Here is a 25,042-nt window from a genome sequence, read left to right on the forward strand (position 1 = left end):
GTCGTCACCCCAAAAAGACTTTTTCAACACTATCGGTCACAAGGGGACGTCGGCCTTTGCTGCCCGTCAGGCCTCCGCCGTTGAAAGCCACCAGCCCTCGCCCGCAAACCAGCAGCTATCATCGGGTGATCCGTCGAGCCTGAGCGAACGCACGCGATCCCAACATTTCGAAAACGCCTCTGTCAACCGACGACCTGCCTCCTCGTCTTGAAGACCCTCGCAGCCGATGAATGCGGCGCGAGTGACAAACGTCGCTGGCCACGCGGAGCCTTGGTCGGGACGCGTGATTAGGAGCATGCCTCCAAAGACACCCTGGGGAGCTAACGGAAACAACAGGCGCCCTCCGGGCCGCAATGCATCGAGCCACATGCGGCTTGGTTGCCCGGCGCCAGCGCAAACGTAGATCAGGTCGGCTTGCGGCAAGTCCGACGCGACGCCCGATTGCATTCGCACCTCCACCTGACGCTGGTCTCTGAGGTTCTCGCGAGCTCGCGCCGCCAACGCCTCATCGATCTCATAGGCGTACACCCGGCCGTCCTCGCCAACCAAGTGCGCTAGGATCGCCGTGTAGTAGCCGCTGCCAGCCCCGACCTGCACCACGGTCTCCGCCTTCTTGATGTTGCAGGCCCCCAGCCACCAGGCGTGAGCGCTGGGCTGGCCGATATTGATCCCGCGCTCGCGATCTAATGCGAGGAGCAGGTTATGGTAGATGAATGCCGGATCATCGTCAGGTGTCTGCACGTATGGGTGACCTCCGAAGGTTAGCCACCACGGCCCGAGTCCGACGAAGGGCTCGCGTTCCACCGAGCAAAAATGCTTCCTCAATGCGAGCATCATCAAGCTTGGCCGCGGTGCAAATCAGGTTGGCATAGAACGTTCGATACTTTTCCGACCCATCCACCATTTGGCCTCCTCAAGCGGCGCATTTGGCGAAAACCTCTCACCGGGAATTGCGAATACAATCCTACGTATCATTGTTGCTTCCGTTGCACTGGCAAGCGTTGTCAGTGCTTTGGGTGTTCTTGTTTGCCGCCAACCACCCGACGACTTCGGAACCTCCGCTCGGGTCATTTTCGGATATTGGCGCGGTCACGCCCGCTTCGGGCAGCTACCGAACGAATTGAACGACCGGCTTCAGACGCTGTCGCAGGACGAGCTCGACAGAGTAATCTCCCGAAGCGCGACCGCGGCCACGCTTGAAGAAGCCCTCAAGGTCCCGCTGATTTCCCGCGCCGGAAGGAGCGGCAGCTGACAGGCGGCAGGCACCCAATCGAAGGGACGACTGAGATGTCCGAGGTTATCTACTACGTCGCCCTGCCCTTCGTCGCCGCCGACGACGGCATCGCGCCCGGCGAGGCCGTCGAGTGCTTCAATCCGAACGCCGCCGTGATGCGCGCCGAGGCGCTCTCCCGCAACGTCGAGATAGACGGAGAGACGGAGTTTCTTCGCCATGTCAGAGCTTGACGCCGTCTCCGGGATCCATCGCCGCCTGCCGCGCGACCTGTAGCATCGTGCAGGCCAAGCGCGCGCACCCGGCAACGGCAGCATCTTCGACTGGCATGTCCAACAAGTCATGAAGAAGCCGTCGCTAGGCTGGAGCAGAGGACTGCCGCCGCAGGCCAATTCAGCACCACAGCGAAGACAGTTGCCAAATGGGTAGAACGCTTCCGCACAGAAGGTGCCGACCGCTCTTGGCGAAAATACGATAGCCGGTGCTCTCGCAGTCAATCACTTCTTGAACTTTACCTGACCCAATTTTCCCTCGGCCGTTTTGATGGTGAGGGTGATCGTAGCGTCCGGCGCTATCGGGCTTTTCGCGTCGCCCTTCAGCAAATTCTCACCCTGCGGCGTAAGTGAGATTGTCTCGCGATTACTGCCGCTGACCATAAGCGCCGTTGCCGTGAAACCGTCTGTCGGAACGGGCTTCGCGGCGTTTAGAACAAAGACGTTGATCGTGACCGTATTCCCCGCGGTCATGAGTTCGGCATCGACGCCGGCAACGTCGAGCATCAGGCCGCCGTTGGGACCCTTTTTATACTCTTCGGCGGAGGCCGCAATTGCGAACAAGACGGTAGCAATCAACAGAAGCGCGTATCTCATGAGGGTGCTCCCTCTTGGGCGGGTGGTTTCGCTTCGCCGCTCTCCAGATGCTCCCGCCTGAACAGCACGCAATTGGGCCAACAGGCGACATTCGAAATATACGAGGCCGCCAAATGCGGCGACTTTTAGCGGACGCTTAGTTCTTTGATTGCCAGAGCCGAAAGCTGCGCCGCATCTTGACGCAGAGGGTGTGCAGCGCTCGCTCGTATGCCTCTATGATGCAGTTAACCTCTTTCGCCCCAGCCCTAAGGCAGAGTTCTCTAATAGGCGATAAATAGCCATTCCTATTTGATCCTATCTTGGTTGCTTGGGGGCAGAGGCCAGCCACTCGATCATATGAGAAGCGGCCTCGGCTCGGCGGGCTTTACGAACCAGGAGCTCGCGCTCAAACCCCGGTGGGTTGCCTTGAGCCTGCTTGCGCAACTGCGTTGCCTCCTTTGCAAGGCATTCTTTAAGCGATGTAGTTTGTTTGAAAAGGCGACGCCTTGGCATGCGCTGCTCCATCCATTCGGGAGCGCGACTGGCGGTCCCATCAACGATGAAAGCCAAGCACCGAGCGGTGATACCGTAATATCCGTACGGCTATAACGAAATATGCCGCGATCCCGAGAAGGGCCAGAGTAAAACTATTAACTTTCTGTCACTCGGTCTTTCTGTCTGGACGTTCAATAAGTTCGTATATGGGAACGTGGGTGCTTTCCCGCCGCGCGGCGTGGTCGACGAGGCTCTGGAAAAGCTCGGATTGCGGCGCTCGGTCATCCTGACCACGCCACGTTTCCTCACGGTCCCGTCCCTGGTGGCGCGCGCACCCGTCGTCGTAACCATGCACGCGCGACTGGCTCGCCTGTTCGCCACCGAACTCGGGCTCAGCCTCAGTCCGCCTCCAGTGGAGTTGCGCGAGGTAGCGGCTTCATTGCTGTGGCATGCTTCCTACGATCACAATGCAGCTCATGCGTGGTTGCCGTCAGACCGTGGTTCGCTGGTGGCGGAACGTTAAGCTCTGAATCTGATGCGGACGCACCGCCTGGATATAAGTGTTTGGAGTTCGCGTGTCTGGCCCGGTTGCCCGCAATCGTCTATTGGCAATTCCCGCGCGACGCTACCTCCCTTGCAGTTTGCCAACAGCCGAAAAAGACCATGTGTATCAATGCGCGAATTTGCCTTCGGAAAAGTGGCAAACCGGTTGACCTCGTTCGCATATCGCCCTTCGCCAGGGAGCGTCACTGGCCCCGATTAGCTTTGATTTGGTTCGCCGCGCGCGGGCGGACACACGAATTATCGGCACCCGCCCGCAGATCGCCCGCCGGTTCGCGCTCGGCGGCTTCTCGCTTGTCACACCGGCAATCCTGATCTCAAGCTGCCTTCGCGAACATCGTCAGAACGCCGTCGGCGATATTTATGGCAACGACCTGTGAGGAACTCAGGCCCTTGGACTTAAGAGCGGATACCGCCTCAGGCATCGCGTCAATCGACTCCCGGAGCGACTGCATATCCTTCTCGCTGGCCTGCCCAGCAATCTCCTCGACCTTCGAGCGAACCGCCGGTTGCAGTTCCTTGACGTCGACGACCTGTATGGCGCGTATGACAGTGCTCGACTGAGCAGCCGGTGCCTCGGATTGCGACGGGCCTCCCTGTGCCTGCACGAAGGCCGGCGTCCCCAGCGAGATGGCTGCAACGATGACCGATGCCGTTAGGATGCGCATGATGGTTCCTTTCCAGGTAGAAAGCCCAGCAAGTCTCATAACGGCGAAATTTGGTTAGCGTCTGATTTTCGTGTGGCCATTCAGCGGAACGAATGCGGTTGCAATGCGCGTGGTAGCCTCGAACCGCTCGGTCTCACCACGGCCTTGTCAATGTGCAATCGCTATTCAATCACCACCAACAGGGAAGCCATCCGTCAGCTATTTCGGGTCGTCAATCGATACGTCGGCAACCTGCCGCGCATGCCCGGCGTGTTTCCGGATTATCCGGCGCCGGTCATCCGCAACGCGGGCGCTGAGTGCGAGTTGGCCCTGATGCGCTGGGGAATGCCGCCGCCTCCCCGGACCGGGGTCCGCCCGTGACCAAAGTCCGCAATAGGTCGTCTCCCCACTGGCGCGGCTGGCTCAAGCCAGAAAATCGCTGCCTTGTGCCCTTCAACAGGCTTTCTGAAGACCTCGCCGAACGCGGTGGTCGAGCCGATCCATCCCAAGGCAATGCCGGTGATCCTGACCACGGATGAAGAACGCGACGTCTGGATGCGTGCGCTGTGGGATGAGGCGAGGCGCTGCACGGGCCATTGCCCGACGACGCGGCCATTATCGTTGCGCGGGGCGGCGACAAGGAGGACACCCTGCTCGTACGGAGGCGGCCGCGATCATCCGCAGTTCGAATGAAGACGAGCAGATCGACCTAGCAACCTAGGCATGGCTCCGCTTGCGGAACATCGCCGACCACATCTAAAGCACCCGTCCAAGCGCGCAGCCTTTATGCAGTAACGAACGCTTGCGGCAGAATCAGCTACGGTCAACTCGTGCGCGTTGATTTCGGTGCATCAGTTTATCCGATCTAGACCCGAAGGCCAGGCGGTCTCCGTCACGAGCAACACGTGCATCAATCCCATGCTCGCGGCCCAGCCGGCGCACCAAAAACTGGGCGGCCCGCGCGCCGGTTCGTACGATTTGCGATCCACAATGTGTGAAGATGGCTCGTTCAACGTGCGCCTTGGCGCACCATTTGAGTTGACGAACAATGGGAGCATGCCCTACCAGCGCACCATCCTTGCTCCGTACCATTGAGCGGCTCACGGTCGCGCCATCGCCGATGTAGAGGTCAATCCGATCAAGCACATCGGAAGGCCTGGGCAGTTCGGCAACGTCCGGCACGAAGAAGCAGCAGCCGTGCGCCGACACCCGATAGCCGACGGCGGGAGCACGGACCGAATGCTGGACCGGGACGGCCTTGAAGCGCACGTCGCCGATCCGCACATCCCTTCGCAACGGCAGCCTCTGCCGCTCGGCGATCGGCAGGCGACGGAGCGATCTCCAGGTTGCCGCAGTCGCATAGACTGTACAAGGGGCGCCATCGGCGAGGCCTGCCGCATGGTCGTCGTGCGCATGTGTAAGGAAAATCGCCGTCGGGCCGATTGCGCGAAGACGATGTAGCCAATCGGTTCCGCAGTCGATCATAATGCGCGAGCTACCGTGCTCAATCAGCAGCGCGCTGTGACGTCCGTGCTGGCGTGAACGTGTTTCAATTTCGCCGCGCGTTCCAAGAAATGTCAGTTTCATGTCACCAGACGCTGCCCTGGGCAGCCGTCACCTCAGCAGTCGCCCTCGCCGCTTTGGCCGGCAGGCATGAATCATGCGCGGGCCGCGCCCGGAAGCGTCCGGACGATTTCCTTGAATCGGTCCCATTCAGTCGCCGACCAGATTTCGGTCTGGGCATGGCCAAAAGTACGGATGAGCGTTGAAACCTTGGCTGCAGTTTCGATATCCCTTGCGACGAAGATATCGAGGTAGTCGTACGGGCCGAGCACAGCATAGCTGCTGAGCCATTCAACCTCCGGGCATTGCTCGCGGACGCGTTTCATGGCGTCGCGTTCGAGGGCTTCCAGTCCTTTCGGCGAACGAACGGCATCCGGATTTAGGCGGGTGAGCATGATGAATGTCGGCATGACACCATCTCCTTGGCAAGGACGAGACCGCCAGCTCAATCAATCCGCCGGTGCGCGCCTAGTTGCGGCAATCGATCGTAGGATTGGTACGAAACTCAACGCTCGGCGACCTCAGTCCGTTCGAAAATCTGTGGCGCGCCACACAGGGGTCTCAACATCTGCTTGACGCTCGGCAGCCGCTCATGCGTGCCAATGACGAGATAGCCGTGCGGCGCAAGGCGATCCATGATGCCCCTCAGCACATGACGTTGCAACGGTTCCGCGAAGTAGGTGAACGCGATGTTGCGGCAAAGAACGAGATCAAACGTCCATGCTGGTCCCCCTCTCCGCAAGTCCTGAGGCAGGAATTCAATCCCTTCCCGATGTTTCGGCTTGATGCAGTAGAGGAGCCCGACCCGGTCGAATGCCTGCTCAATCAGCCGCGGCGGGAATTCGCCGAGGCTGGTTGGCTCAAAGCACCCTCGCCGCGCCCTTGCGAGAACGGTTTCATCGATATCGGTCGCCACGATTGACACCGACGCATCGGGAAACTCACGCGCTACATCGTAGTCCCAGATGATTTTCAACGTGTATGGCTCTTCGCCAGACGCGCAGCCGGCAGACCAGATGCGGACCATTCTTCCTTCGCGAACGGCGCGCGCCGCGATCTCAGGAAGCACGCGTTCGCGCAAGGCCTCGTACACGCTCCTGTCGCGATAGAAACGGGAAATGGTCACGACGCAGCAATTATCAAAGGCCATCCACTCGGCCGGATCGGCCTCGAGGCGGCGGCGGTAGGCCGCAAAATCGGCAAGTCCGAGTTCGCGGACTCGCCGGTTCAGGCGCTTGCAGACTTGGCGGCGCACCCTACGAAAACCGGGCCAGCGGAAATCGCGCTGCGCGAGCGCCCACTGGAGAAAACCGGTGCAATCTCGATCGTCCATGGAACTGCCGATCAAGCGTGGTCAAACTGCCTGGCGGACCGCTCGCCGGCGGCGAATACCCGTTGTTGCCACCGGCAGCAGAGACATATCAAAAGTACCAGCAATAGCCGCGCCGGCAAACGCGATGATGCGGGTCCCGGAACGCCGACAATGGCAGTATCAGTGATAGCCGGGCTCGTTAAGTCGAGCATCCAGTCTAGGCGCTACTAGGCAAGGGCGTCGTCGGCCCCGACTCGTCCTGGATGCCAATTCAGCCTAGGGGCGCATGCGAATCCCTGCTGGGAGATCGCGGATGCCTCTGATTGGCAAAGCAACGTTTCACCGTCGTAGTCGCCTCTCCCAACTCTGACAGCGGCGATACCGGCGAGCAGCTCTTTGTCAGCGAGCTCTTGAGCGGCCTCCTGGCGGCAATCTGGCGGGGCGCGCCCGGGCGAGATCGCTTTGGCCTGGCTTATGGTCGCGAGGTGCGAGCGCGCGCCTTCGAGTCCCTCTCAAGGCTGCGGACGATGCGGGTATTTCGGCTTCGATCCGTTCAGCCAACAGCTTCGCGAAGTGACGGACTTGCGCAAAGGTATATTTCCCGCCGAATGGGACCAATACATGGATCCCCTTCTTCCCGGAGGTCTTGCAGTAGCTTTTCACGCGCAACCCCTCCAGGACCTGGCGCGCCGTTTGTGCAACGGCGATAACGTCGTCGAAAACGTCACCTTTACTCGGATCGAGGTCGAGGATCATGAAATCCGGCTTGTCGGGATGCGCGATGCGCGAAGACCATGGATTGATTTCGATGCAGCCGAGGTTGGCGAGATAGAGAAGAGTGTCCTTGTTGTTGCAGACCACGTAGTCCACAGTCTTTCCAGCGCTTTTGGCTCGCAGCGAAACGCTCTTGACGAATCGAGGCAGTCGCTTGGGATCGACGTCTTTCTGAAAAAAATGGTTGCCTTTGATGCCGTCAGGAAACCGATTGAGGGCTTCGGCCCGGTCTTTGACATAAGGTAGCAGATAAGGCGCAATCTTCTCGTAATAGGCTATCACGTCGCCCTTGGAGTACCGCTCCTTCGGCCAGAAAATCTTGTCAAGATTGGTAAAATTTGCGGTCATGCTCGCTCTCGCCTGACTTGCCGCGCAGGCTTGTCCGTGCGCAGGCCGAGGAACACGGGATGACGCATCTCGCCCTTGCGAGTCCATTCGGTGAACTTCACTTGGCACACGAGCCGCGGTTTGATCCACGTCGTCTGGGCTTCGTGCGGAACGTCCGTGAACGGCTGCTGGCCGGTCTTCAGCTTCACCATGCGGGCGTGCAGCGTCGCGAGCATTTCGGTCGAAAAGCCCCCGCCGCTGTGACCGGCGTAAACGAGTTTACCCTTCTCGTAAACGCCCAGCACCAGTGAGCCGAAATGCTTGCGGCTGCCGCGCGGTGCGGTGAAGCCAACAATGATAGCTTCCTGCTCGTGGCCGGTCTTTATCTTTAGCCATTCCCTCGTGCGCTTGCCGGAATAATACCGACTGGACACACGCTTGGCGATGACACCTTCCTCGCCCGCCCGTTTTGCCTTGTTGAATGCTGCTTGGCCGTGTTTCTTTCGATGGACGCTGAAACGGATCAATGGATGGCGGCCCAGAATAGCGTGCAGGCGCTGCTTGCGCTCGACCAGTGGTGCGCCGCGCAAATCATTGTCGTCGAGGAAGAGAAGATCGAAGACGTAATATCGGAGGCGCGCTTTGCCCTTCAGGGCGTTCTGCAACAGTTGAAACCGGGATCGGCCGTGCGCGTCGAGGGCCACCAGTTCGCCATCGATCACGGCGTTGCGCTTGATAATGTGGAGCGCTTCGGCGATCGCGGCGTAACGTCTGGTCACGTCATTGCCATTGCGCGAATACAGGGAAGCGTCTCCGCCTCCGGTTTTTGCAACCAGTCGGAAGCCATCCCATTTCGTCTCGAAAACCCACTCCTTATCGTCGAATGGCGCGTCGATCAGGGTTGCAAGCATTGGCCTCAGGTCACTCTTTCGCATGCTTCTTGATCAGCAGCCATTGCTTCGGGCTTTTCAAGCGCACGAGCGAATACGCTTCCCTGAGCTTGCTCCCATTGAGAATGAAGCTCATGCGCCTTCGCCGCGTAGGTTCCTGCGTCCCATTTTTCCACGGTCCCGGCACCGTACTCGCCCTCGGGTATCGTTCCCTCGAAATCCTTGTACGCGTAGGGATGATCCTCAACCTTCACGGCGAGGCGCTTGTCCGCAGACCTTCTGGGCGGGCCTTTGGGGACGGCCCAGCTCTTGAGCACGCGGTCCAGCTCCAGCCGAAAATCATGATGCACGTGCGAGGCGCGATGCTTTTGGACGACGAAGATCAGCTCCTTCGCCCTTCGATGCGCCCTCGCCCACGGCTCTGGCGTCTTCCGAAAATTACGCTTCCTGCGATAGGCGGTCAGCGCCATCATGATTCGCGGCTTTCGTTCCGGGAAAACGCCGCTTAGCGACCACTGGTTCCGAAAAATGGGCAGTAATGCTGCCAGTCCTCCTGCGCTATGCTCGGCAAAGTTGCTACGCGTAGGTCAACAATCCGAGCACAAGTGTGCAAATGCAACACGCGCAGGTCAACTCGGGGACGGCCCCTGCAGCCACCCATTTCTGCGATTCGCATGAATAGGGGGATCTCCCCACGGCCGGCTGTGGAACGGCAAAATATCGTGCACGACTCATGGAGCAAGGTTTTGAATGCGGCCCCAGGTGCTCTTGGTGCCCCAGATGCCGGACCGTAACGCCTCGAGCTGTATGATCTGGCTGTGATCGACGAACAGATTGACCTCATTTCCATAGTTCTTGATGTACCATTCGAATACTGCGGGATCGGCGCCTTCGAACATGACCTTTTCGAGCCCAAGCTGATTGATGATACGGGCCACCACGTCGGTGCGCCATGCGCTCACATTTTCGGTGATACCTTCGCTTTCGATCATGATGATGTCGGCGCCGGCGTCGAGCGCGCGCTCGGCCTGGGCGATCAGCCAGCCGACATCCCTGGTGCCCTCGGCTGCGAGTTCCTCGGCCGGGGTGCTACCCCCAGCGCCGAACTGAATGCCGAGTTCAGGCTTGGCTTTCAGCCCGGCGCTTTTCACCTTCTCGATCAGGCCTAGGAGGCTATCCGTCGGCAAGCTGATGAAGCCGGTCGAGATTTCAATGACATCGAAGCCGAGGGCCTTGGCTTCCTCAATGTAGCGATCAACCACTTCCGGCCCAAAACGCAGCACATTTTCGATCCAGCCGCCGGTCGACACGTAAACATCATGATCGTGTGCCAGCCTGTTTATGCTCTTCACAGCGTCCGCGGGCATCAGCGCGAACGACCCTCCCGCATACTTGATCCCATCGACCCAGGCGCCGACCGTCTCCAAGACATCGGCGAGATGACGCGGACCATAAGCGCTGTAATAGGGGCCCCGAACTTCGGTAAGTCCGGTCTTGCGCGGCTTTGCCGAGCGCGCCGCCCGGGGGATGAAAGAAAATGTGGTCTCGGTCATCGATCTCGTCCTTCTATGCGCGCAGAAAATCATGTGGCAGCGATATGCCAGCGAATACAGCCGAGCAGCTCCGTGAGCTCGGCGATCGGACGCTCGTCGAGCGTGGCGATCACGTCGGCTATCGCCGCGCGCTCCGCTGCGGTGGTCAGCGTGCGGCTCACGCGATCGAACTTGGCTCGCGCGGCCGTCCAATCGAAGGGGCTGGTGTGAAAGCCGTGATAGGCTTCCCGCTGCACGGAAAAGACGGTGCCATCCTCCAGCTCCACTTCGAGCTCGGCTGGCAAGCGCTGCGGGAACAGTGCCGATAGCCGTGCTTCCGGCATAATGGTTACGTTGCGCAGCATCTGCTGAACATCGGTGGCGGCTATGCGATCGGGCGCGTACTGCTCAGGCTGCACCTGGCCGTCAATAAGGGCAACCGCCAGCATATAAGGAAGGCTGTGATCGGCCTCCTCCTTTGTTCGCACAATTCGTTTATCGCCTTCCTCTCCACCACCGATGATCTGATGGGCCACCGCAAAGGTCTTGAGCCGCACGGCCCGCACCGCGCGGGCTGCAAAGTGCGGATCCGCACGAATATCGAGGGCAGCATCGATAGCAGATTGTGCATGGATTTCGGCATTGTGCTTCTTTAATATGGTGCGGCGCACCCGCTCCATGTCCTCCTTTGACCAATCGATCTCGAATGGCCCAGCGATCGTGTCCATGAATCCCTTATTGCCCTCGAAAACCGCCGCCGGTCCGGTAATGCCGCGTGCCGCAAGCAACGCCGCATATGTCGCCGCCATGGCTGTATTCGGATAGGCGAGGCCCTTCCAGTGCGACAACGCGCCGGTGCGGGTCACGCGTAGCGCGTTGTTCGCAGTGCCACTGATGGCGATTGCGTTGGCAATCTGATCGCGCGAGAGAGCGAGCGCCTTGGCTGCTCCGGCCGCCGCCGCGTAGGCGCCCTGGGTTGTGTGATCGAACCCCTTGTCTCGCACCGGAGCAACATCGCTCAAACGGGTATGGACCTGATATGCGACTGCGAGCGCGGTCAAGAAGTCCGCGCCGCTTGCCTGCTGCATCTCGGCTGACGCCAGAACCGCGCCGAGGTTGTCGGACGGATGACAGGTCTCGCCTTCAGCGAGATAGCTGTCCATGAAATCGAGATACCGGCTGAGCGCGCCGTTGAAGAAGGCCGCCCGGTCCGGAGCGGTGCTGCCGCCGCCGATGAGGGTCGATAGAGGGCGGCCACCGAGCTCGTCTGTAAGCTTGCGAATGGTGCCGATGGGGCCAGCGTCAAGTGCGCCCAGCGCGACGCCAATGGTGTCCAGCACGCGGATTTTCAGCTGCTCCACGGCCGCAATGCTGAGGTCGGCAAAACGCGCGCGCTCGACAAAACCGGCCAGTATCTGCACCTGGGTCATAGCCGGGCTCCTTGATTTAGATGTGGTATGGAAGGATCGAATGATCAAACCACACTTGCTCGACAAGGACCTCATCGCGCTGGGCCCGGAAGGCCCCTAGGTCGGGTTCCATCGCAGCATTGATCGCGGTCGCCCGAACGATGGCCATGGCGCACCGACGTTGCGCTGCGCTACTTCCTCATCCTCCCCCAGTCCCGCAATCGCTATGTGGACGGCGAAGTTCCAAACGGCGACGGAACGGTTCTATTGGCGACGAGTTGCCCGTAAAAGAGCGTGCCAGGAGAGCAACGATGCAGGAAATTTCTCGTGAGCAGGTACGGTCGCTGATGCGGCGACATGCCAGCATCGTCGAAGTGCTTCCGGAGCCGAATTTTCGAAAAGGGCATCTGCCTGGGGCAATCAACGTTCCTTTCGATGAAGCATTCGACGAGCACATCCAGAATGCAATTCCCGACAAGAATGTCCCGGTGGTTGTCTACTGCGCTGATGGCGAGTGTCAGCTGTCGCCTCAGGCTGCTGAACATTTGGATCGGCTGGGTTACACCAAAGTATTCGACTACAAGGCCGGCAAAGCCGACTGGCAGAAAGCGAGCCTGCGAACCGAAGCCGGCTGAGCAAGGTGCCTTTGGCTTGGCGAGTGCCGGAACCGATGGCCAAGACAAGTGCCGCAAACAAACTTCTCGATCACCGTCGTGTCGCGCCTGAAGGTCTCTTCCGGCGACCGCGGCTATACTTGGTTGGTGAAGCGCCAGGCGGCGAGGAAGCCGCGCAGGGCAAGCCTTTCGTCGGGCTGGCCGGCAACGCATTGCGCAAGATGCTGGAGGAGAGTGGGATCGACCCTGGCCAGCTCCGTTTGGCAAATGTCATTCCATTTCGGCCCATCGAACATTCCAAAGACCACAAGCCACGCAATCGCAGCCCAACGACTGAGGAAATCCAGTTCTATGGTGCAGCGGTGCTAACTGACATCCGACGTTCCAGGCCGGACGTGATCGTTGCCCTTGGCAGCACAGCGGCTCGCCTATTCGGCGAGTCGCCGTCGATTCGAATGGCCCGCAAGGCAAAGCGCCAATTTGAAGGCCATCCGCTGCGCATCACTTTTCACCCAGCCTACGTCCGCCGCTTCGGCGGGAGAAACGGCGACGCTTGGCGTCAGGCGGTCGTCGACTTACGGCAAGCCTGGAAAGAATTGGGGTTATCTAGATTCAAATAGCGTTTGAAGCTCTCGACGAGGCGCTGATGGTCCAATTTACACTTCCCAAGAACTCGAAGATCAGCGCAGGTAAGACGTGGGCTCGGCCGGCGGGCGCACGGAATCCACGCGAGTACCGCATCTATCGTTGGAATCCCGACGATGGGAAGAACCCACGCATGGACACCTACTTCGTCGATCTCGACGATTGCGGGCCGATGGTGCTCGACGCGCTGATCTGGATCAAGAACGTCATCGATCCGACCCTCACCTTCCGCCGCTCCTGCGGCGAGGGAATCTGCGGCTCGTGCTCGATGAACATCGACGGCACCAACACGCTCGCCTGCACCATGGCGACGGACGCAATCAGGGACGTGGTCCGGGTCTATCCGCTGCCGCATCTTCCGGTAATCAAGGATCTCGTTCCCGATCTTGGCAACTTCTACGCCCAGTACGCTTCGATTGAGCCGTGGCTCAAGACAGTCACACCGATGCCGGAAAAAGAATGGAAACAATCGCCCAGCGACCGCGCCAAGCTCGACGGCCTCTACGAATGCATTCTCTGCGCTTGCTGCAGTACCGGATGTCCCAGCTATTGGTGGACCAGCGAGCGCTTCCTCGGGCCAGCAGCCCTGCTGCAAGCGCACCGCTGGATCATGGACAGCCGCGACGAGGGAAGCGGCGAGCGGCTCGATAATCTTGAGGATCCGTTCCGCCTCTACCGCTGCCACACCATCATGAATTGCGCCAAGGTCTGCCCGAAAGATCTCAACCCCGCCAAGGCCATCGCGGAGATCAAAAAGATGCTCGTCGAGCGACAAGTGTGACCGCATTGCATGTAATGAACGCCGAGATATATGCGGCTGACTCCGACCAGCAGGGTAAGGGTCGCGGCAGTCATTATAAGATGGATGCGAACAGAGCGGGAAGCTTGCGTTTGAGCAAGCATCAAGCCGAGCGTCAGATTGCAGACAGCCGAAATCGCTGCGTGCCCACTCGGAAAGCTCAGCGTAGAGACCTGAGTGAGTTGAGCGACGAGATCGGGGCGCGCTCGCGCAAAGGCAAGCTTGAGAAGGGTATTGAGAATGGCGCCGCTCAGGACCGTCGTCAGGACGAACAAACCGGCGTGACGTTTGCCTATGGCAAAAAGGAACGTGGTCACAACCGTGACCAGCAGTGCAAGTACCGCGGTACTGCCCAGTGCGGTGATGTCTCGCACAACGTCAAGCAACCATGGCGGCCCGATTGGCCGCGACAAGTCGGACGCGTGACGAAAGACGACCATCAACCAACGGTCGAACGCGATAGGCTCTCCTTCGGTCACTTTCAGAGCGATGAACGCAAAACCGAACAGAAGAACGGCGACGAACAAGGTCGGAGCCCAAGACCTCAGATGCCTGGCAGCATTCTGCGATTCAGTTGTTCTCATCTTCGTCGCCTCCGGGGAGTTCAACTTCCATCAATCTCCAAAGATACGAAGTGAGGTTTGGCGGCTAAGCGAGCATTGGCAATGCGGATAATGCGCTTTGCCAAACGGCCACCCCTGATCGGGTGTCGGTATCGAGCTCTCTCTACAAAGCGGAAATCGTCTTCACGAATATTGCCTTCGGGTCTTCTGATAAGGTGCCATTGGCGATGACGTCGTTGCTCATTGCTTTCCCTGTGCCGGAAATGGCAGCACCGAGGATAGCCTGTGGCATTTTGCCCTGACGCGGTGATTTAAAATGTCACCCGGTCTGGGCTATCGAGTGCAGCTCATTGACGAGCACGCGCATGTTCTCGCTGTAGTCCACGGGCACTACGACGAGATGGACGCCGCCTTCCGCGAAAGCCGCTCCCAGCGTCGTCGCGAGTTCCGAGACTTTCCCGACGCGGGAGCCCTTGGCGCCATATGACTTCGCATAAGCCACAAAATCAGGATTACCGAAGTCGAGACCGAAGTCGGAAAATCCGTCGACTTCCTGCTTCCATCGGATCATGCCGTAGGCACGATCTTCGAGCACGAGCACGACGAGATTCAATTTGAGCCGCACGGCCGTCTCAAGCTCCTGCGAATTCATCATGAAGCCGCCATCACCGCAGACGGCGAGCACGCGCCGATCCGGATGGATCAGCGACGCTGCGATCGCCGAAGGAAGACCCGCCCCCATGGTCGCGAGCGCGTTGTCGAGCAGCAGCGTGTTGGCGACGCTGGTGCGATAGTTGCGGGCGAACCAGATCTTGTACATGCCGTTGTCGAGGGCAACGATGCCGTCCGGCGGGATGACCTGGCGGACGTCGTGCACGATGCGCTGCGGCGTCAGCGGAAACCGATCCTCCGTCGACCGTTCGGCGAGGTGGGCAAGGATCCCTTCCCGCAAACCCAGCAATGCCTGACCATTGGGGAGCTTGCCTTCGAGGCGATCGGCCAGGCTCGTGAGGCTCACGCCGACGTCGCCGACGATCTCCGCCTGCGGGAAGTATACCTGTTCCACCGTCGCCGGCGTGGCGCCGACATGGATAACCTGCGGTCCATCATGGCCCATCAGGAAAGGCGGTTTCTCGACGGTGTCGTGGCCGATCGAAATAATCAGGTCGGCCTGGTCGACAGCCTCGTGAATCCAATCCCGCTCCGACAGCGCGGCTGTGCCCATATAGAGATTGGAGCCGGCATTGACCGCGCCCTTCCCCATCTGGGTGTTGAAGAATGGAATCCTGCATCGTCGCACGAACGCCGACAGCGGCTCGGCGAGATGCGGGCGGCTCGCCGCGGCGCCCAGCATGACGAGCGGCCTGCTGGCGCCCATGATCATGGCTGCGGCGCGCTCGATGGCCGCTGCAGGCGCCACCGGAAGCTCGACGACATGCGGGGGAATGATGTCGGCTGCGGCTTCGTCGGCCGCGATATCCTCGGGTAGTTCGAGATGCACCGGACCCGGCCGCTCCTGCTGCGCGACCCGGAAGGCGTCGCGAACCAGGGTCGGAATACTCTGCGCGGAGACGATCTGCGTCGCCATCTTGGTGAGCGGCCGCATGGTCGCAACGATGTCGACGATTTGGAAGCGCGCCTGGCGGCTGCTTCGAATCGCCTTCTGTCCTGTAATCATGACCATCGGCATCGCGCCCAAATGCGCGTAGGCCGCAGCCGTCGTCAAATTGAGCGCACCGGGACCCAGCGTCGTCAGGCAGACGCCCGCGCGCCCGGTGAGGCGCCCGTAGGTGGCCGCCATGAAACCGGCAGCCTGTTCGTGCCGTGTCAATACCAGCTTGATCTTCGAGCGTCGCAGCGACTCCAGCACGTCGAGATTCTCCTCGCCGGGAATGGCGAAGATGTAGCCGACGCCCTCGCTCTCAAGGGCGGCCACCAGCAGATCGGAGGCTTTTGTCACGCAGCCGAAACTCCGCTCGCGCCTGTTGCAGCTTTCTCCGCCCGACGCGGCAAAGTCCATTCCGGGCGAATGAAGTGACAGGTGTAGCCGTCAGAATATTTTTCCAGATAATCCTGATGCTCGGGCTCGGCCTCCCAGAACGGTCCGGCAGGAGCCACCTCGGTGACAACCTTGCCCGGCCAAAGGCCGGAAGCATCGACATCGGCGATGGTGTCTTCCGCGATCCGCTTCTGCGTGTCGCTGGTATAGAAGATGGCCGACCGGTAGCTCGCGCCCCGGTCATTGCCCTGGCGGTTCAGCGTCGACGGATCATGGATCTGAAAAAAGAACTCCAGCAGCTTGCGATAGCTGATGGTCTGCGGATCGAACGTGATCTCAATCGCTTCGGCGTGATTGCCGTGGTTGCGATAGGTCGCGTTTGGCACCTCGCCGCCGGTGTAGCCGACCCTGGTTGAAATCACGCCGGGATAGCGGCGTAGCAGATCCTGCACCCCCCAGAAGCAGCCGCCAGCCAGGACTGCGCGTTCCGTCGAAACTGTCATGTCCGTCCTCCCTGGATGATACGCTGCGGGCGTCGTTCCCGAACTCTATCAAGGACGCATAATGAGGCCGAACGATGCAGAAGCGCAATGATCCAGAACGTCTGCTTTGCGCCCCAAGCCGACCAACTTCGTCGCCTTCGGCTGGTCTGGTATTGAGGGCACTCCGGACTTCGCATCAGCGATCCTTCGACCGCCGCTTGTGATCCAAACCGGACCAAGCTCCGGTGCAGGGTATGGAGAAGCTGAGCTTGGCTATGCGTCAGCCTCTCGAGTCTTGCGCAGCCACAACTCAAATCCACCCTCGGCGGGCTCGACACGCCGTTCGGTAAGCAAAGCGAAGCCATCGAGTACTTTCAGTAACTCACCGTGTTCATAATACGCATAGAAGCGTCTACCATGCAGAAGAGATCTGGCCTCAACGCCCCCAGGGTAGCGAGGCCCCAGCGTCTCCTCATAACGTTCCCCCTGTCCCTCTTTCATGCTCACGTACAACACCCCCGAATCCGACAACAAAGATCTGCACGTCGTTACGCACTGCACGAATTCTGCCTTGGTGAGATGGTACAAGCAGCCACTGGCCCAAATGCCGTCGAGCGGTCCGCAAAGGTTCATCATGTCGCGGAAATCGAGCTTGAGATAGCTTCCCGATGGATCTCGTTCTCGCGCAATGCGAAGCATCGCGTCGGACAGGTCGAACGATGTGACCTGTAGACCCAAGGACGCCAGGAACCGAGAGTCGCGGCCATCGCCACAGCCTGGCACGACGACATGGGCTCCCGGCAGAAAGGTGGCAAAGCGCTGCATCGACTCTTCCTTCCATGCGCGAAGCTCAGGGGTCGCAGTTACGTAATAGTGCTCGGCGATGCTATCGTACGTCTCCATGTTCTGCGCCACGTGGTCGATGCTGGTCTCTTTGCTCATATGGCTCACCCACCGGATCCGACTCCGATCAAGGAGTCTATTTGTTCCTCAGACAATTGTCGCGAGCTATCGCAATCCATGGTCGATCGGGTGCCAAGCACATGAAAGTCTCTGAATAGGGGCGACCAAGCGTGCTGCAGCGCATCGAGCAAGAGGGCTACGGAATCGACGACGATCTGAAGGTTAATGCCGCGCCTCAGATACCCCAGTTGGCCGCGAAGTCGCCTTCTGGCCCCTTTGAGACGTGCCTCCGGACTCTAAACATGTCTGCTTTTTGAGGTAGACCGGAAGTGGCCTGCGCGCCGTCAGAACGACGCGGCTGACCCACAACGGAAGTCTCGTGGCCAAAAGGACTCGTTGACTCGGAGCAAACATTTAGCTGGGGTGAGCGCGCCACCGAATGGATCGCTGCCGATCGGCCTTGCGCCGAGAGCCAAGCAGGCAGACTCTCACGCTCGGCGTTCGGCTCACTCGGAAGATTGGGTAAAGTCACCGCCAACGACTATCGACCTTCCTCTGAGAGAATGAGTAACGGCAATCCACAAGGAGGCGAAAATGTCGAGAGATCGTAGAGAGTTCATGAAACTCGCCGGTGCCACGGCGGCAGTGGTGGGCACGGCATGGGCTGCGACACCGGCCGCCGCCCAGATGAGCGGGCAGTTCAAGTCTATCAAGGCGTTGGCATTTGATGCCTACGGCACACTGTTCGACGTCTTCTCAGTTACGGCGTTGTGCGAGCAGTTGTTCCCTGGCAAGGGCAACCAGCTGGCGCAAATCTGGCGGTTCAAGCAGTTGCAATACAGCCTAATGCGCAGCCTCATGGGCCGCCATCGCGACTTCTGGGGCCTGACAGAGGACGGGTTGGTCTGGGCGAGCAAGAATCTCCAGCTCGACCTGACGGCCGACAAGAAGAAACAGCTGATGGATGCTTATTTGAGCCTCGCGGCCTTCCCGGACGTGAAGCCGGGCCTCGATGCACTGAAGAAACAGGGGATCAAGCTTGCGATCCTGTCCAACGGTGAGCCCAGAATGCTCGAGGCGGCCGCGAAAAGCGCAGGCATCCGCGATCTGCTCGACGAAATCATCAGCGTCGAGGAGGTGAAGATCTTCAAGGTCAGCCCGCGCGTCTACAACCTCGCGCCCGAGCGCATGAAGGTAAGCAACCCCGAACTCGGCTTCGTCTCCGCGAATAACTGGGACGCTGTCGCCGCCGCGTCGGCCGGACTGCGGACATTTTGGATTCAGCGCAGTACCGTCGAGGTTCCCGAGGAATTGGGATTCCAGGTTGATACAATCGTCAAGGCGATCACCGATCTCGCGCCGCTGCTGCGCTCTTGAGCACTGGTAGGCCATCGCTCAAGAGGACTATAGGGCCTGTACTCAACGAGCGGTTCTAGAGATCGGCCGTGCTAACGGAGAGTGCCGAATGCCCGGGTTTGGCCCAACCCGGACCCACGGGCATGTCCGTTTTTGCTCCGCTCCGCTATTGGGGGGACAAGCGGACATCAATTCTGCCTCATCTGACCGCCTCGGTCTGCTCGGCATTCCCGTTGACCCCGCGAGCCTGATCCGACTTGCCGGTGCAACCTTCCTGATCCTTGGCGTCGTCCTGATACGGACGTGGCCGCAGAAGATGATGCGGCCGTAGTCGCTATGGCGTAACCTTGAAACGCCAGCGTCATCACACCGGCCAGCCAAAGCGCTTTCGCCTTGTGAGAGGTCCAGCGATGCCCGCAGATCATGATACGCGCCATGATACGCGCCCTCTGGGTCGAACCGGCATCGATGTGCTGCCCTTGGGCATCGGCACGAACAAGTGGCGGCGTGCCGATCGTGGCGCCGTGTTGGAAACCTACAGGACCATTCATGATGCCGGCCCGTGCATGATCGACACGGCTGAGATCTATTTCTCGGAGCGCGTCGTGGGTGACTGCTTGCGCGCCGGTCCCACCCGCGCGGTGATAGCATCAAAGTTCCTTCCCTTTCCGGGCCGAACCTCTCCGCGACGCCTGATGAGCGCGCTTGACGGTTCGCTCGCGCGCTTGGGCCTCAAGACAATCGATCTCTACTATGTCCATTATCCGCTGCCCTTCATCGACGTGGGAGTGTTCGCCGAAGGCCTCGTCGAAGCGGTGAAGTCCGGCAAGGCGCGCGCGGTCGGCGTGGCAAATTTCAATGCGGACCAGATGCGCCGCATTGCCGATCACCTCGCAAGAGCAGGCGTTCCGCTCGCCGCCAATCAGGTCAACTACAGCCTGCTCCGACGAGCAGCGGAAACGAATGGCGTGCTCGAAGCCTGCCGTGAGCTCAATGTGGCACTGGTGGCGTATTTTCCCCTTGCGTCCGGCCGCCTCACGCAGCCGTCGGACGGCATGGGCACGAAAGCGCTGCTGACGTGTCTCGCCGATATTGCCCGCGCGCACGACGCCAGCATCGGCCAGGTCGCCCTGAACTGGCTGTTGGCGCGCGACAGTCACGTGATTCCCATCCCCGGCGCGACCAAGCCTCATCACGCCAGGATCAATCTCGATGCACTCGGTTGGCGCTTGAGTGAGACCGAATTCGACGCGATCGACCGAGCCTCAGCAAAGAGTGGAACATGAATCCGGCGCACATCAAACCCCCTCATCTCCAGCTCTGACCTCGACAAGATCGACTTCCGCGTCGGGACCATTCTCGCTGTCGAGGAGGTGGCACATTCGGAGAGGCTCGTACGGCTGCGTGTCGATTTCGGCGACCACGCGCGCTCGATTCTCGTCGGCATGAAAAAGTAGCGGCCATATCCAAAGGTGTAGATCGGCGTCTGGTTTGCCCCTTTTGGCGTCCAATATTGACCCCACTATGGATCGATTAACTGACTGAGGCCGCGTCCGAAAGAAATTGCCGCGACCGGGGTCAAGGTTGGACGCCGAAAGGCGTCAATGTTCGGAGCCGGAACACAATCCAGCTTTGGGGCATCGCTTTCGCCTATCGTTTCCTTTTGCGCCTGGCGCTGCTTGATGCCAGCCTGACGGATTGGGGCGCCGCGCACCTCATCATCGTACTTGCCAGCCTCGCTACCCCACGCGTGCCAGCCGTGGCGCGTCTCACGCGAGAAGATGTCGGCGCGCCGCCAACCCGGCGTGCGATCCGCGATCATCTGATAAAGCTCATCCGGCTTGCGGCTGTGCTGGCGCGCGATGCCGTCAAAGATCGATGGAAACGTGATCAGTGGCGGCTTTCCGATGGTGCCGATCAGGACCTGCTCGTGCATTGGTCGCGTCCAAAATCCGCAACCCATACGCAGCTTCCCGCGCCTCGTGACCTTGCGCCAGACGATGTTACTTTTATACCTGACACGCCACGCTTCAAGGCAGGCGAGCGCGTCCGGCAGCATAGGTATGGTGGCCCAACACATCCCGATGGCGTCATCCTGGCAGAGATCGCGGTCCGGCACGCGAGTAGGTTTGAAATTCCCACGGCGGATCAATCAGCACGAGCCGGAATGAACGCGGCAACAACGGCTCGAAAAACCAGGGAGTGATCGACACGGTACACCTCACGATCCTGCCCCACTCCCGCCGGACAAATGTAAATATTCTCCTCGAGGACGTAGCGGAAGTCCTGCTTGCCGAAGCGCCCTTCCGTCTCACGGAGATCAGCGTCGAAATTCCGCCGGGACGTCTCATGGGCGAACTTGGCTTCCTTACTCCCAATAAACGGCGAACCGCGACCGTCGAATGCATAGAAGACGGACAAGTCCTGACCATAACTTATGAAAGGTTGCTCGAAATCTACTTTCAAAATCCGCAATTCGGCTATTACTTTCTCGTCCTGACCAGCCAGCGCCTGCTGGAAAACATCTCGCGGCTCGAAGGAGTTATCGCAAAGGGAAAGCCGCGCGGCAGACTCTGGCCACGGATGACATAGCTTAACCTTTGGCTCTTGATGTCCCGCACTTTTGGTAACAATGGCGAGTTGACGGAACTTGAAGGACTTGGCTGATTGATGTCAGGCTCCTCAAGCCCGTCAGCACTGACGCACTCGCACGGCATGCCCGCTCCACACTGACAACCCAGCTCTTCGCTCCAAGCCCGCTTGGGATGATTTTCGCATACCCATCCAACTCCGAAGCAGGTGGGACAATTAGGATTTATCATCCCGAAAAAGTCCTTTGAACGAGCTGGCACGTAGTAGACCTTCCGATGTGATGTCGCGATACTCAACGTCGGCGAAGAACTTCGGTTCAACCCATGTCGCCTTCGGCTTCCTGACGGGCCGGGTTAGCTTCGACTTTGGGCTGACCACCGTGTCGAGTTGCTTCCTGATCTGGCTAGAGACTGTGTGGGACCAACCCGTTCCCACCTTCCCCATATAGCGCAGCTCTTTGCCTTCCTGCTTGCCGAGGTAAAGCGCCGCGACGCCGCTTGGGTCTTTGACAAAGCCGACGACGGGAAACTTGCCCCTCTGTATGGTTTTGATCTTCAGCCAGTTCTCAGTTCGCTCCGACCGATACGGGGCGTTCGCCCGCTTAGAAATGATGCCCTCCCAGTTTAACTTAACGGCGTGCTCGAACATCTTCTGCCCATCGCCGACGAGACGTTCAGAAAACAGCACCGGAAATTCGATATCGTTTTCACCGAGCAGGTCTAGAAGGAGTTGCTTGCGTTCGATCTGCGGTCGCCTGCGAAGGTCTCCGTCGCGCCAGAGGAGGTCGAATGCGTAAAAGACCAATCGATCTTGTCTGCCCGCGGCAAGTTCGGCTTGAAGTTCGGAAAAGTTGGTCCGGCCTTCATGAACTACGACTACTTCTCCATCGATGATGGTTTGACCCGGAATATTCCTTTAACGACTCTATCTCCCGCTCGCGAAAGACCTGTCTGATCTGCCTTCCGGCCTTTCTTTCCGGGGAAAGGCGATTGTGAGTATCGCAGTTAGATTTGATATCATGATGGGAGCCGCCGCCCCGTTGTGGTTTGTGTGGATAGCCTTCGCAATGGACGCGACGTCAGCGTACTTATTCGGGGTTCGTGCTCGATCAGATCGGCATGGCCTCATTGTTGGTCTCAGCCCTTATGTTCATGTCCAACTTTTCCGGTATCTTTGATCAATTAGGGCGACCCTACCGTCCCCTGCCATCGCGCGACTGCGCCTGCGGATCGGAGCGCAGGTCGTGCGGATAGCGCATGTTGACGTCGAAGCGCTGACGTCCCTCCACGGTCGAGGCGGTGGCGCGGGTGGTGACGAACCTAGAGACGCCGCAGGCTCCGCGTTTGGGCTTCATGCGAACGCCTCTTTGTAGCTACTGAGAAGAGGCTTGCCGGCGCGCTCAAGCCGCCTCCAATGCCATCACCGCTATTGCATCGGTGCGGCCGCGGATCTGCATCGGGCCGAGATCGCGCAGCCCGACGGGTGCGGCTATGTCGAACCGTGCGATCGCGGCACATGAGGCAAGGAACCCGCCATCCACCGTCCTGCTAAGCTCCTCCAGTCGCGCAGCCGCGTTCATCGTGTCACCGTTGAAAACAATGGCTCGCTTGATGTCGCCGATCTCGCCTACGATTACTGGACCAAGATTGAGACTGCCACGAATCTTTGGCACGACGCCGAATTCGTGGGAAAATCTGGGCGCCGCGTCGAGCAGCGCTTTGCGCATGGCCAGGAAACAGCGCAACGGTCGTGCATCCACGGCCCCGACCTTCTCCGGCCAGGTGACGATCAATTCGTCGCCGACATATCCCAGAACCTCGCCACGATAGTCGACCACCGGGCCCGTCAGCACGCGGAAGGTGCGGTCGAGAAAACGATGGATGCCGATGCCCCCCAGCCGCTCCGCCAACCCGGTCGACCCGGCGATGTCCACGAACAGCACGAAACGATTCTCCTCCCGCGGCCGATGGTAACGGCCGGTGAAGAAATTGAGCAGCGTGCGCGGTCCCACCAGATTAGCAATCTGCATCACGAAATTGATCGCAACAGCGGCGAGCGCTATCAATCCAAACGAATCCATGAAGGAGTGGTTCGTCGGCAATGCGATCCCATATTCCAGGCGGCAATAGTGGATCGCACCGTGTAGTATCGCGATCACCAACGCATAGATCAGACTTCGTAACAGCAACGAAAGGCTGAAGGACAGCCTGCCGACCCATTGGCGCGCCGGTCCCTGGGTCAGATAGATCTCCAGCATCACCAGCGTGAAGCTTATCACCACGCCGTGCAGCGCCGATATGAAGATCAATTCAGCCGTGACGTCCTTCTGCGCGAGCGCAACGCCCACGCCAACGAGGCCGCTGATGCCAACAATGCTCGCGACAATCCGAACGTGCCGCTGTAACCGCGGATTCATGGAACCCCCTCGCAAGCGAGCTTCGCGAAGGATTTTTATACCGGATTCCGCCGCAGCAGCGAACCGTCGCCTCAAGCACGTCTTATGGCTTGCCTAACCTGGCGGCGTTGTTACGGGGCCGGCGCCAACGACTGTAGTTGTCGCCGGAGCCCTTGAGAGTGCCTTTGTCGCCGGGCTTCACCTTTGACAGGTCGACGGACTGAGCGGTGGCAAACTCCATCTTCATGGGAGGCCAGTTGAGTGCAGGCACGGGTACATGTCGATTGTCACCCTCCGCGTCGCCGCATTGACGCTGGTGACGGTGCCACTCCGTTGTCATCGGATTTGGACATGTTGCGCTTCGACATCCCGGCGGTTGCCGCGTTGAGGACCCGCGAATTGTTTGCGATGCGATTGTGGAACGTCGCGGATAGGCCTAATTTGCAGACATGGCCGACTCCTGTTGCACGCCCCCACCCCTCAACCTTGACCGCCATCGGGGCGATCAATCGTATCGCCGGGTGCTGTGGACGGTGCTCGCCGTCAATGGCGTCATGTTTCTTGCCGAGATCGGGGCTGGTCTTGCAGCCGGATCGGCATCGCTGCAGGCTGACGCGCTCGATTTCCTCGGCGATGCCGCCAATTACGCCATCAGCCTTTTCGTCGTCGGCATGGCGCTGCGCTATCGCACCACGGCGGCGCTCGTCAAGGGGCTGACGATGGGCGCCTTCGGCCTGTGGGTCATCGCCACCGTGATCTGGCATGCCGCGCATGGCACGCTGCCGAGCGCCTTCACCATGGGCGCGGTGGGAGTTGCGGCACTTGCAGCGAATGTCGCCTCGTTCGCCCTGTTGTGGGCGTATCGCAAAGGCGACGCCAATATGCGCTCAGCCTGGATATGCACCCGCAATGATGTGCTCGGCAATCTCGCGGTGCTCATTGCCGCACTCGGCGTGTTTGGGACGGGTACCGGCTGGCCGGATGTCATCGTGGCTGCCATCATGGCGGGTCTGGCCCTCCAGGGCGCATTCGTGGTGGTGCAACGGTCCGCCACGGAACTGAAGTCTCATCCTGCGTAGTTCGCGCTCGGCGCAGCAAGCCCGGA

Annotated in this window: 28 protein-coding genes and 2 pseudogenes; 10 read left to right on the plus strand and 20 right to left on the minus strand. The window is 59.8% G+C overall.

What is annotated here, in order from left to right:
- Positions 1-66 precede the first annotated feature (66 nt).
- Positions 67-837 carry a protein-L-isoaspartate O-methyltransferase family protein gene (locus V1277_RS31750; protein WP_334420506.1) on the minus strand — a complete coding sequence of 257 codons (771 nt, stop codon included), beginning with the start codon at positions 835-837 and terminating at the stop codon, positions 67-69.
- 450 nt (positions 838-1,287) lie between these two features.
- Here V1277_RS31750 and V1277_RS31755 point away from each other — a divergent pair, with 450 nt between their 5' ends.
- The gene (locus V1277_RS31755; protein WP_334420554.1) at positions 1,288-1,464 is read left to right on the plus strand and encodes a hypothetical protein; all 177 of its coding nucleotides are present in this window, start codon (positions 1,288-1,290) and stop codon (positions 1,462-1,464) included.
- 264 nt (positions 1,465-1,728) lie between these two features.
- Here V1277_RS31755 and V1277_RS31760 read toward each other — a convergent pair whose 3' ends face one another.
- A complete protein-coding gene (locus V1277_RS31760) occupies positions 1,729-2,100 on the minus strand; it encodes a hypothetical protein (protein ID WP_334419662.1) in 372 nt (123 codons plus the stop codon).
- Positions 2,101-2,809: 709 nt separating this feature from the next.
- On the opposite strand from V1277_RS31760, the pseudogene V1277_RS31765 reads away from it, so the two are divergent.
- Positions 2,810-3,097, plus strand: a pseudogene (locus V1277_RS31765) (LysR family transcriptional regulator); the annotation flags it as partial.
- Positions 3,098-3,452: 355 nt separating this feature from the next.
- On the opposite strand, the gene V1277_RS31770 reads toward V1277_RS31765, so the two are convergent.
- Positions 3,453-3,803: a hypothetical protein gene (locus V1277_RS31770; protein ID WP_334419663.1), complete on the minus strand. Its 351-nt coding sequence runs from the start codon at positions 3,801-3,803 to the stop codon at positions 3,453-3,455.
- 150 nt (positions 3,804-3,953) lie between these two features.
- Here V1277_RS31770 and V1277_RS31775 point away from each other — a divergent pair.
- Positions 3,954-4,495, plus strand: a pseudogene (locus tag V1277_RS31775) (SOS response-associated peptidase family protein).
- Between the two features lie 100 nt (positions 4,496-4,595).
- Here V1277_RS31775 and V1277_RS31780 read toward each other — a convergent pair.
- From V1277_RS31780 to V1277_RS31815, 8 genes are all read right to left on the minus strand, one after another.
- Positions 4,596-5,369 carry an MBL fold metallo-hydrolase gene (locus tag V1277_RS31780; RefSeq protein WP_334419664.1) on the minus strand — a complete coding sequence of 258 codons (774 nt, stop codon included), beginning with the start codon at positions 5,367-5,369 and terminating at the stop codon, positions 4,596-4,598.
- A gap of 71 nt (positions 5,370-5,440) precedes the next feature.
- Entirely contained in the window at positions 5,441-5,755 is a 315-nt protein-coding gene (locus tag V1277_RS31785) for a GYD domain-containing protein (protein ID WP_334419665.1), read from the minus strand.
- Between the two features lie 95 nt (positions 5,756-5,850).
- Positions 5,851-6,678: a CheR family methyltransferase gene (locus tag V1277_RS31790; RefSeq protein WP_334419666.1), complete on the minus strand. Its 828-nt coding sequence runs from the start codon at positions 6,676-6,678 to the stop codon at positions 5,851-5,853.
- Between the two features lie 378 nt (positions 6,679-7,056).
- On the minus strand, positions 7,057-7,779 hold the full coding sequence (locus V1277_RS31795; RefSeq protein WP_334419667.1) for a DNA polymerase domain-containing protein: 723 nt from the start codon (positions 7,777-7,779) through the stop codon (positions 7,057-7,059).
- Complete coding sequence (ligD, locus tag V1277_RS31800) at positions 7,776-8,669, minus strand: non-homologous end-joining DNA ligase (RefSeq protein ID WP_334419668.1); 894 nt, start codon at positions 8,667-8,669, stop codon at positions 7,776-7,778. Before ligD ends, V1277_RS31795 begins: the two co-directional genes overlap by 4 nt.
- 5 nt (positions 8,670-8,674) lie before the next feature.
- Positions 8,675-9,121 (minus strand): DNA polymerase ligase N-terminal domain-containing protein, encoded by a 447-nt coding sequence (locus V1277_RS31805; RefSeq protein ID WP_334419669.1) that lies wholly within the window; start codon positions 9,119-9,121, stop codon positions 8,675-8,677.
- 258 nt (positions 9,122-9,379) lie between these two features.
- Positions 9,380-10,201 (minus strand): phosphosulfolactate synthase, encoded by an 822-nt coding sequence (locus V1277_RS31810; RefSeq protein ID WP_334419670.1) that lies wholly within the window; start codon positions 10,199-10,201, stop codon positions 9,380-9,382.
- A gap of 29 nt (positions 10,202-10,230) precedes the next feature.
- Positions 10,231-11,610, minus strand: coding sequence for an MmgE/PrpD family protein (locus tag V1277_RS31815; protein ID WP_334419672.1), 1,380 nt, complete (start codon positions 11,608-11,610; stop codon positions 10,231-10,233).
- 290 nt (positions 11,611-11,900) lie between these two features.
- Between V1277_RS31815 and V1277_RS31820 the strand changes: the two genes are divergently transcribed.
- The 3 genes from V1277_RS31820 to V1277_RS31830 are packed head-to-tail and all read left to right on the plus strand — an operon-like array spanning position 11,901 to position 13,629.
- Entirely contained in the window at positions 11,901-12,224 is a 324-nt protein-coding gene (locus V1277_RS31820; RefSeq protein WP_334419673.1) for a rhodanese-like domain-containing protein, read from the plus strand.
- 35 nt (positions 12,225-12,259) lie between these two features.
- The gene (locus tag V1277_RS31825) at positions 12,260-12,823 is read left to right on the plus strand and encodes a uracil-DNA glycosylase (RefSeq protein ID WP_334419675.1); all 564 of its coding nucleotides are present in this window, start codon (positions 12,260-12,262) and stop codon (positions 12,821-12,823) included.
- A gap of 26 nt (positions 12,824-12,849) precedes the next feature.
- Positions 12,850-13,629: a succinate dehydrogenase iron-sulfur subunit gene (locus V1277_RS31830; RefSeq protein WP_334419676.1), complete on the plus strand. Its 780-nt coding sequence runs from the start codon at positions 12,850-12,852 to the stop codon at positions 13,627-13,629.
- On the opposite strand, the gene V1277_RS35140 is transcribed toward V1277_RS31830, so the two are convergent.
- The 4 genes from V1277_RS35140 to V1277_RS31850 form a co-directional block, all read right to left on the minus strand.
- The gene (locus V1277_RS35140) at positions 13,521-14,231 is read right to left on the minus strand and encodes a phosphatase PAP2 family protein (protein WP_442894543.1); all 711 of its coding nucleotides are present in this window, start codon (positions 14,229-14,231) and stop codon (positions 13,521-13,523) included. The two genes, V1277_RS31830 and V1277_RS35140, sit on opposite strands and share 109 nt — an antisense overlap.
- 298 nt (positions 14,232-14,529) lie before the next feature.
- On the minus strand, positions 14,530-16,170 hold the full coding sequence (locus V1277_RS31840) for an acetolactate synthase large subunit (protein WP_334419680.1): 1,641 nt from the start codon (positions 16,168-16,170) through the stop codon (positions 14,530-14,532).
- Positions 16,167-16,712, minus strand: a complete 546-nt coding sequence (gene msrA / locus V1277_RS31845; protein ID WP_334419683.1) for a peptide-methionine (S)-S-oxide reductase MsrA — start codon at positions 16,710-16,712, stop codon at positions 16,167-16,169. Before msrA ends, V1277_RS31840 begins: the two co-directional genes overlap by 4 nt.
- A gap of 252 nt (positions 16,713-16,964) precedes the next feature.
- Positions 16,965-17,633, minus strand: coding sequence for a class I SAM-dependent methyltransferase (locus V1277_RS31850; RefSeq protein WP_334419684.1), 669 nt, complete (start codon positions 17,631-17,633; stop codon positions 16,965-16,967).
- A gap of 579 nt (positions 17,634-18,212) precedes the next feature.
- Here V1277_RS31850 and V1277_RS31855 point away from each other — a divergent pair.
- Entirely contained in the window at positions 18,213-18,971 is a 759-nt protein-coding gene (locus V1277_RS31855) for a haloacid dehalogenase type II (RefSeq protein WP_334419685.1), read from the plus strand.
- Positions 18,972-19,360: 389 nt separating this feature from the next.
- On the plus strand, positions 19,361-20,236 hold the full coding sequence (locus V1277_RS31860) for an aldo/keto reductase (RefSeq protein ID WP_334419687.1): 876 nt from the start codon (positions 19,361-19,363) through the stop codon (positions 20,234-20,236).
- Between the two features lie 236 nt (positions 20,237-20,472).
- Here the strand turns inward: V1277_RS31860 and V1277_RS31865 are convergent, their stop codons facing one another.
- Positions 20,473-21,030, minus strand: a complete 558-nt coding sequence (locus V1277_RS31865; RefSeq protein WP_334420507.1) for an MT-A70 family methyltransferase — start codon at positions 21,028-21,030, stop codon at positions 20,473-20,475.
- Between the two features lie 122 nt (positions 21,031-21,152).
- Between V1277_RS31865 and V1277_RS31870 the strand changes: the two genes are divergently transcribed.
- Entirely contained in the window at positions 21,153-21,542 is a 390-nt protein-coding gene (locus tag V1277_RS31870; protein WP_442894544.1) for a Crp/Fnr family transcriptional regulator, read from the plus strand.
- 216 nt (positions 21,543-21,758) lie between these two features.
- Here V1277_RS31870 and V1277_RS31875 read toward each other — a convergent pair whose 3' ends face one another.
- From V1277_RS31875 to V1277_RS35145, 4 genes are all read right to left on the minus strand, one after another.
- Complete coding sequence (locus tag V1277_RS31875) at positions 21,759-22,451, minus strand: ATP dependent DNA ligase (RefSeq protein ID WP_334420508.1); 693 nt, start codon at positions 22,449-22,451, stop codon at positions 21,759-21,761.
- A 283-nt stretch (positions 22,452-22,734) separates the two neighbouring features.
- A complete protein-coding gene (locus tag V1277_RS31880; RefSeq protein ID WP_334419688.1) occupies positions 22,735-22,896 on the minus strand; it encodes a hypothetical protein in 162 nt (53 codons plus the stop codon).
- A 45-nt stretch (positions 22,897-22,941) separates the two neighbouring features.
- Positions 22,942-23,958: an adenylate/guanylate cyclase domain-containing protein gene (locus tag V1277_RS31885; RefSeq protein WP_334419689.1), complete on the minus strand. Its 1,017-nt coding sequence runs from the start codon at positions 23,956-23,958 to the stop codon at positions 22,942-22,944.
- Between the two features lie 82 nt (positions 23,959-24,040).
- A complete protein-coding gene (locus tag V1277_RS35145; protein ID WP_442894545.1) occupies positions 24,041-24,277 on the minus strand; it encodes a copper-binding protein in 237 nt (78 codons plus the stop codon).
- Positions 24,278-24,386: 109 nt separating this feature from the next.
- Between V1277_RS35145 and V1277_RS31890 the strand changes: the two genes are divergently transcribed.
- The gene (locus V1277_RS31890; RefSeq protein WP_334419690.1) at positions 24,387-25,016 is read left to right on the plus strand and encodes a cation transporter; all 630 of its coding nucleotides are present in this window, start codon (positions 24,387-24,389) and stop codon (positions 25,014-25,016) included.
- Positions 25,017-25,042 lie beyond the last annotated feature (26 nt).

Origin of the sequence: Bradyrhizobium sp. AZCC 1588 (assembly GCF_036924735.1) — a bacterium.
Taxonomy (GTDB): domain Bacteria; phylum Pseudomonadota; class Alphaproteobacteria; order Rhizobiales; family Xanthobacteraceae; genus Bradyrhizobium.

What these genes read in the sequence shown, in the direction of transcription:
- ligD (WP_334419668.1), bottom strand. Translation starts at nt 8,669, where the DNA reads ATGCTTGCAACCCTGATCGACGCGCCATTCGACGATAAGGAGTGGGTT.
- V1277_RS31750 (WP_334420506.1), bottom strand. Translation starts at nt 837, where the DNA reads ATGATGCTCGCATTGAGGAAGCATTTTTGCTCGGTGGAACGCGAGCCC.
- V1277_RS31890 (WP_334419690.1), top strand. Translation starts at nt 24,387, where the DNA reads ATGGCCGACTCCTGTTGCACGCCCCCACCCCTCAACCTTGACCGCCAT.
- V1277_RS31885 (WP_334419689.1), bottom strand. Translation starts at nt 23,958, where the DNA reads ATGAATCCGCGGTTACAGCGGCACGTTCGGATTGTCGCGAGCATTGTT.
- V1277_RS31760 (WP_334419662.1), bottom strand. Translation starts at nt 2,100, where the DNA reads ATGAGATACGCGCTTCTGTTGATTGCTACCGTCTTGTTCGCAATTGCG.
- V1277_RS31865 (WP_334420507.1), bottom strand. Translation starts at nt 21,030, where the DNA reads ATGTGTTGGGCCACCATACCTATGCTGCCGGACGCGCTCGCCTGCCTT.
- V1277_RS31855 (WP_334419685.1), top strand. Translation starts at nt 18,213, where the DNA reads ATGAAACTCGCCGGTGCCACGGCGGCAGTGGTGGGCACGGCATGGGCT.
- V1277_RS35145 (WP_442894545.1), bottom strand. Translation starts at nt 24,277, where the DNA reads ATGACAACGGAGTGGCACCGTCACCAGCGTCAATGCGGCGACGCGGAG.
- V1277_RS31860 (WP_334419687.1), top strand. Translation starts at nt 19,361, where the DNA reads ATGCCCGCAGATCATGATACGCGCCATGATACGCGCCCTCTGGGTCGA.
- V1277_RS31825 (WP_334419675.1), top strand. Translation starts at nt 12,260, where the DNA reads ATGGCCAAGACAAGTGCCGCAAACAAACTTCTCGATCACCGTCGTGTC.
- V1277_RS31790 (WP_334419666.1), bottom strand. Translation starts at nt 6,678, where the DNA reads ATGGACGATCGAGATTGCACCGGTTTTCTCCAGTGGGCGCTCGCGCAG.
- V1277_RS31880 (WP_334419688.1), bottom strand. Translation starts at nt 22,896, where the DNA reads ATGAAGCCCAAACGCGGAGCCTGCGGCGTCTCTAGGTTCGTCACCACC.
- V1277_RS31785 (WP_334419665.1), bottom strand. Translation starts at nt 5,755, where the DNA reads ATGCCGACATTCATCATGCTCACCCGCCTAAATCCGGATGCCGTTCGT.
- V1277_RS31795 (WP_334419667.1), bottom strand. Translation starts at nt 7,779, where the DNA reads ATGACCGCAAATTTTACCAATCTTGACAAGATTTTCTGGCCGAAGGAG.
- V1277_RS31780 (WP_334419664.1), bottom strand. Translation starts at nt 5,369, where the DNA reads ATGAAACTGACATTTCTTGGAACGCGCGGCGAAATTGAAACACGTTCA.
- V1277_RS31755 (WP_334420554.1), top strand. Translation starts at nt 1,288, where the DNA reads ATGTCCGAGGTTATCTACTACGTCGCCCTGCCCTTCGTCGCCGCCGAC.
- V1277_RS35140 (WP_442894543.1), bottom strand. Translation starts at nt 14,231, where the DNA reads ATGAGAACAACTGAATCGCAGAATGCTGCCAGGCATCTGAGGTCTTGG.
- msrA (WP_334419683.1), bottom strand. Translation starts at nt 16,712, where the DNA reads ATGACAGTTTCGACGGAACGCGCAGTCCTGGCTGGCGGCTGCTTCTGG.
- V1277_RS31815 (WP_334419672.1), bottom strand. Translation starts at nt 11,610, where the DNA reads ATGACCCAGGTGCAGATACTGGCCGGTTTTGTCGAGCGCGCGCGTTTT.
- V1277_RS31810 (WP_334419670.1), bottom strand. Translation starts at nt 10,201, where the DNA reads ATGACCGAGACCACATTTTCTTTCATCCCCCGGGCGGCGCGCTCGGCA.
- V1277_RS31820 (WP_334419673.1), top strand. Translation starts at nt 11,901, where the DNA reads ATGCAGGAAATTTCTCGTGAGCAGGTACGGTCGCTGATGCGGCGACAT.
- V1277_RS31805 (WP_334419669.1), bottom strand. Translation starts at nt 9,121, where the DNA reads ATGATGGCGCTGACCGCCTATCGCAGGAAGCGTAATTTTCGGAAGACG.
- V1277_RS31830 (WP_334419676.1), top strand. Translation starts at nt 12,850, where the DNA reads ATGGTCCAATTTACACTTCCCAAGAACTCGAAGATCAGCGCAGGTAAG.
- V1277_RS31850 (WP_334419684.1), bottom strand. Translation starts at nt 17,633, where the DNA reads ATGAGCAAAGAGACCAGCATCGACCACGTGGCGCAGAACATGGAGACG.
- V1277_RS31770 (WP_334419663.1), bottom strand. Translation starts at nt 3,803, where the DNA reads ATGCGCATCCTAACGGCATCGGTCATCGTTGCAGCCATCTCGCTGGGG.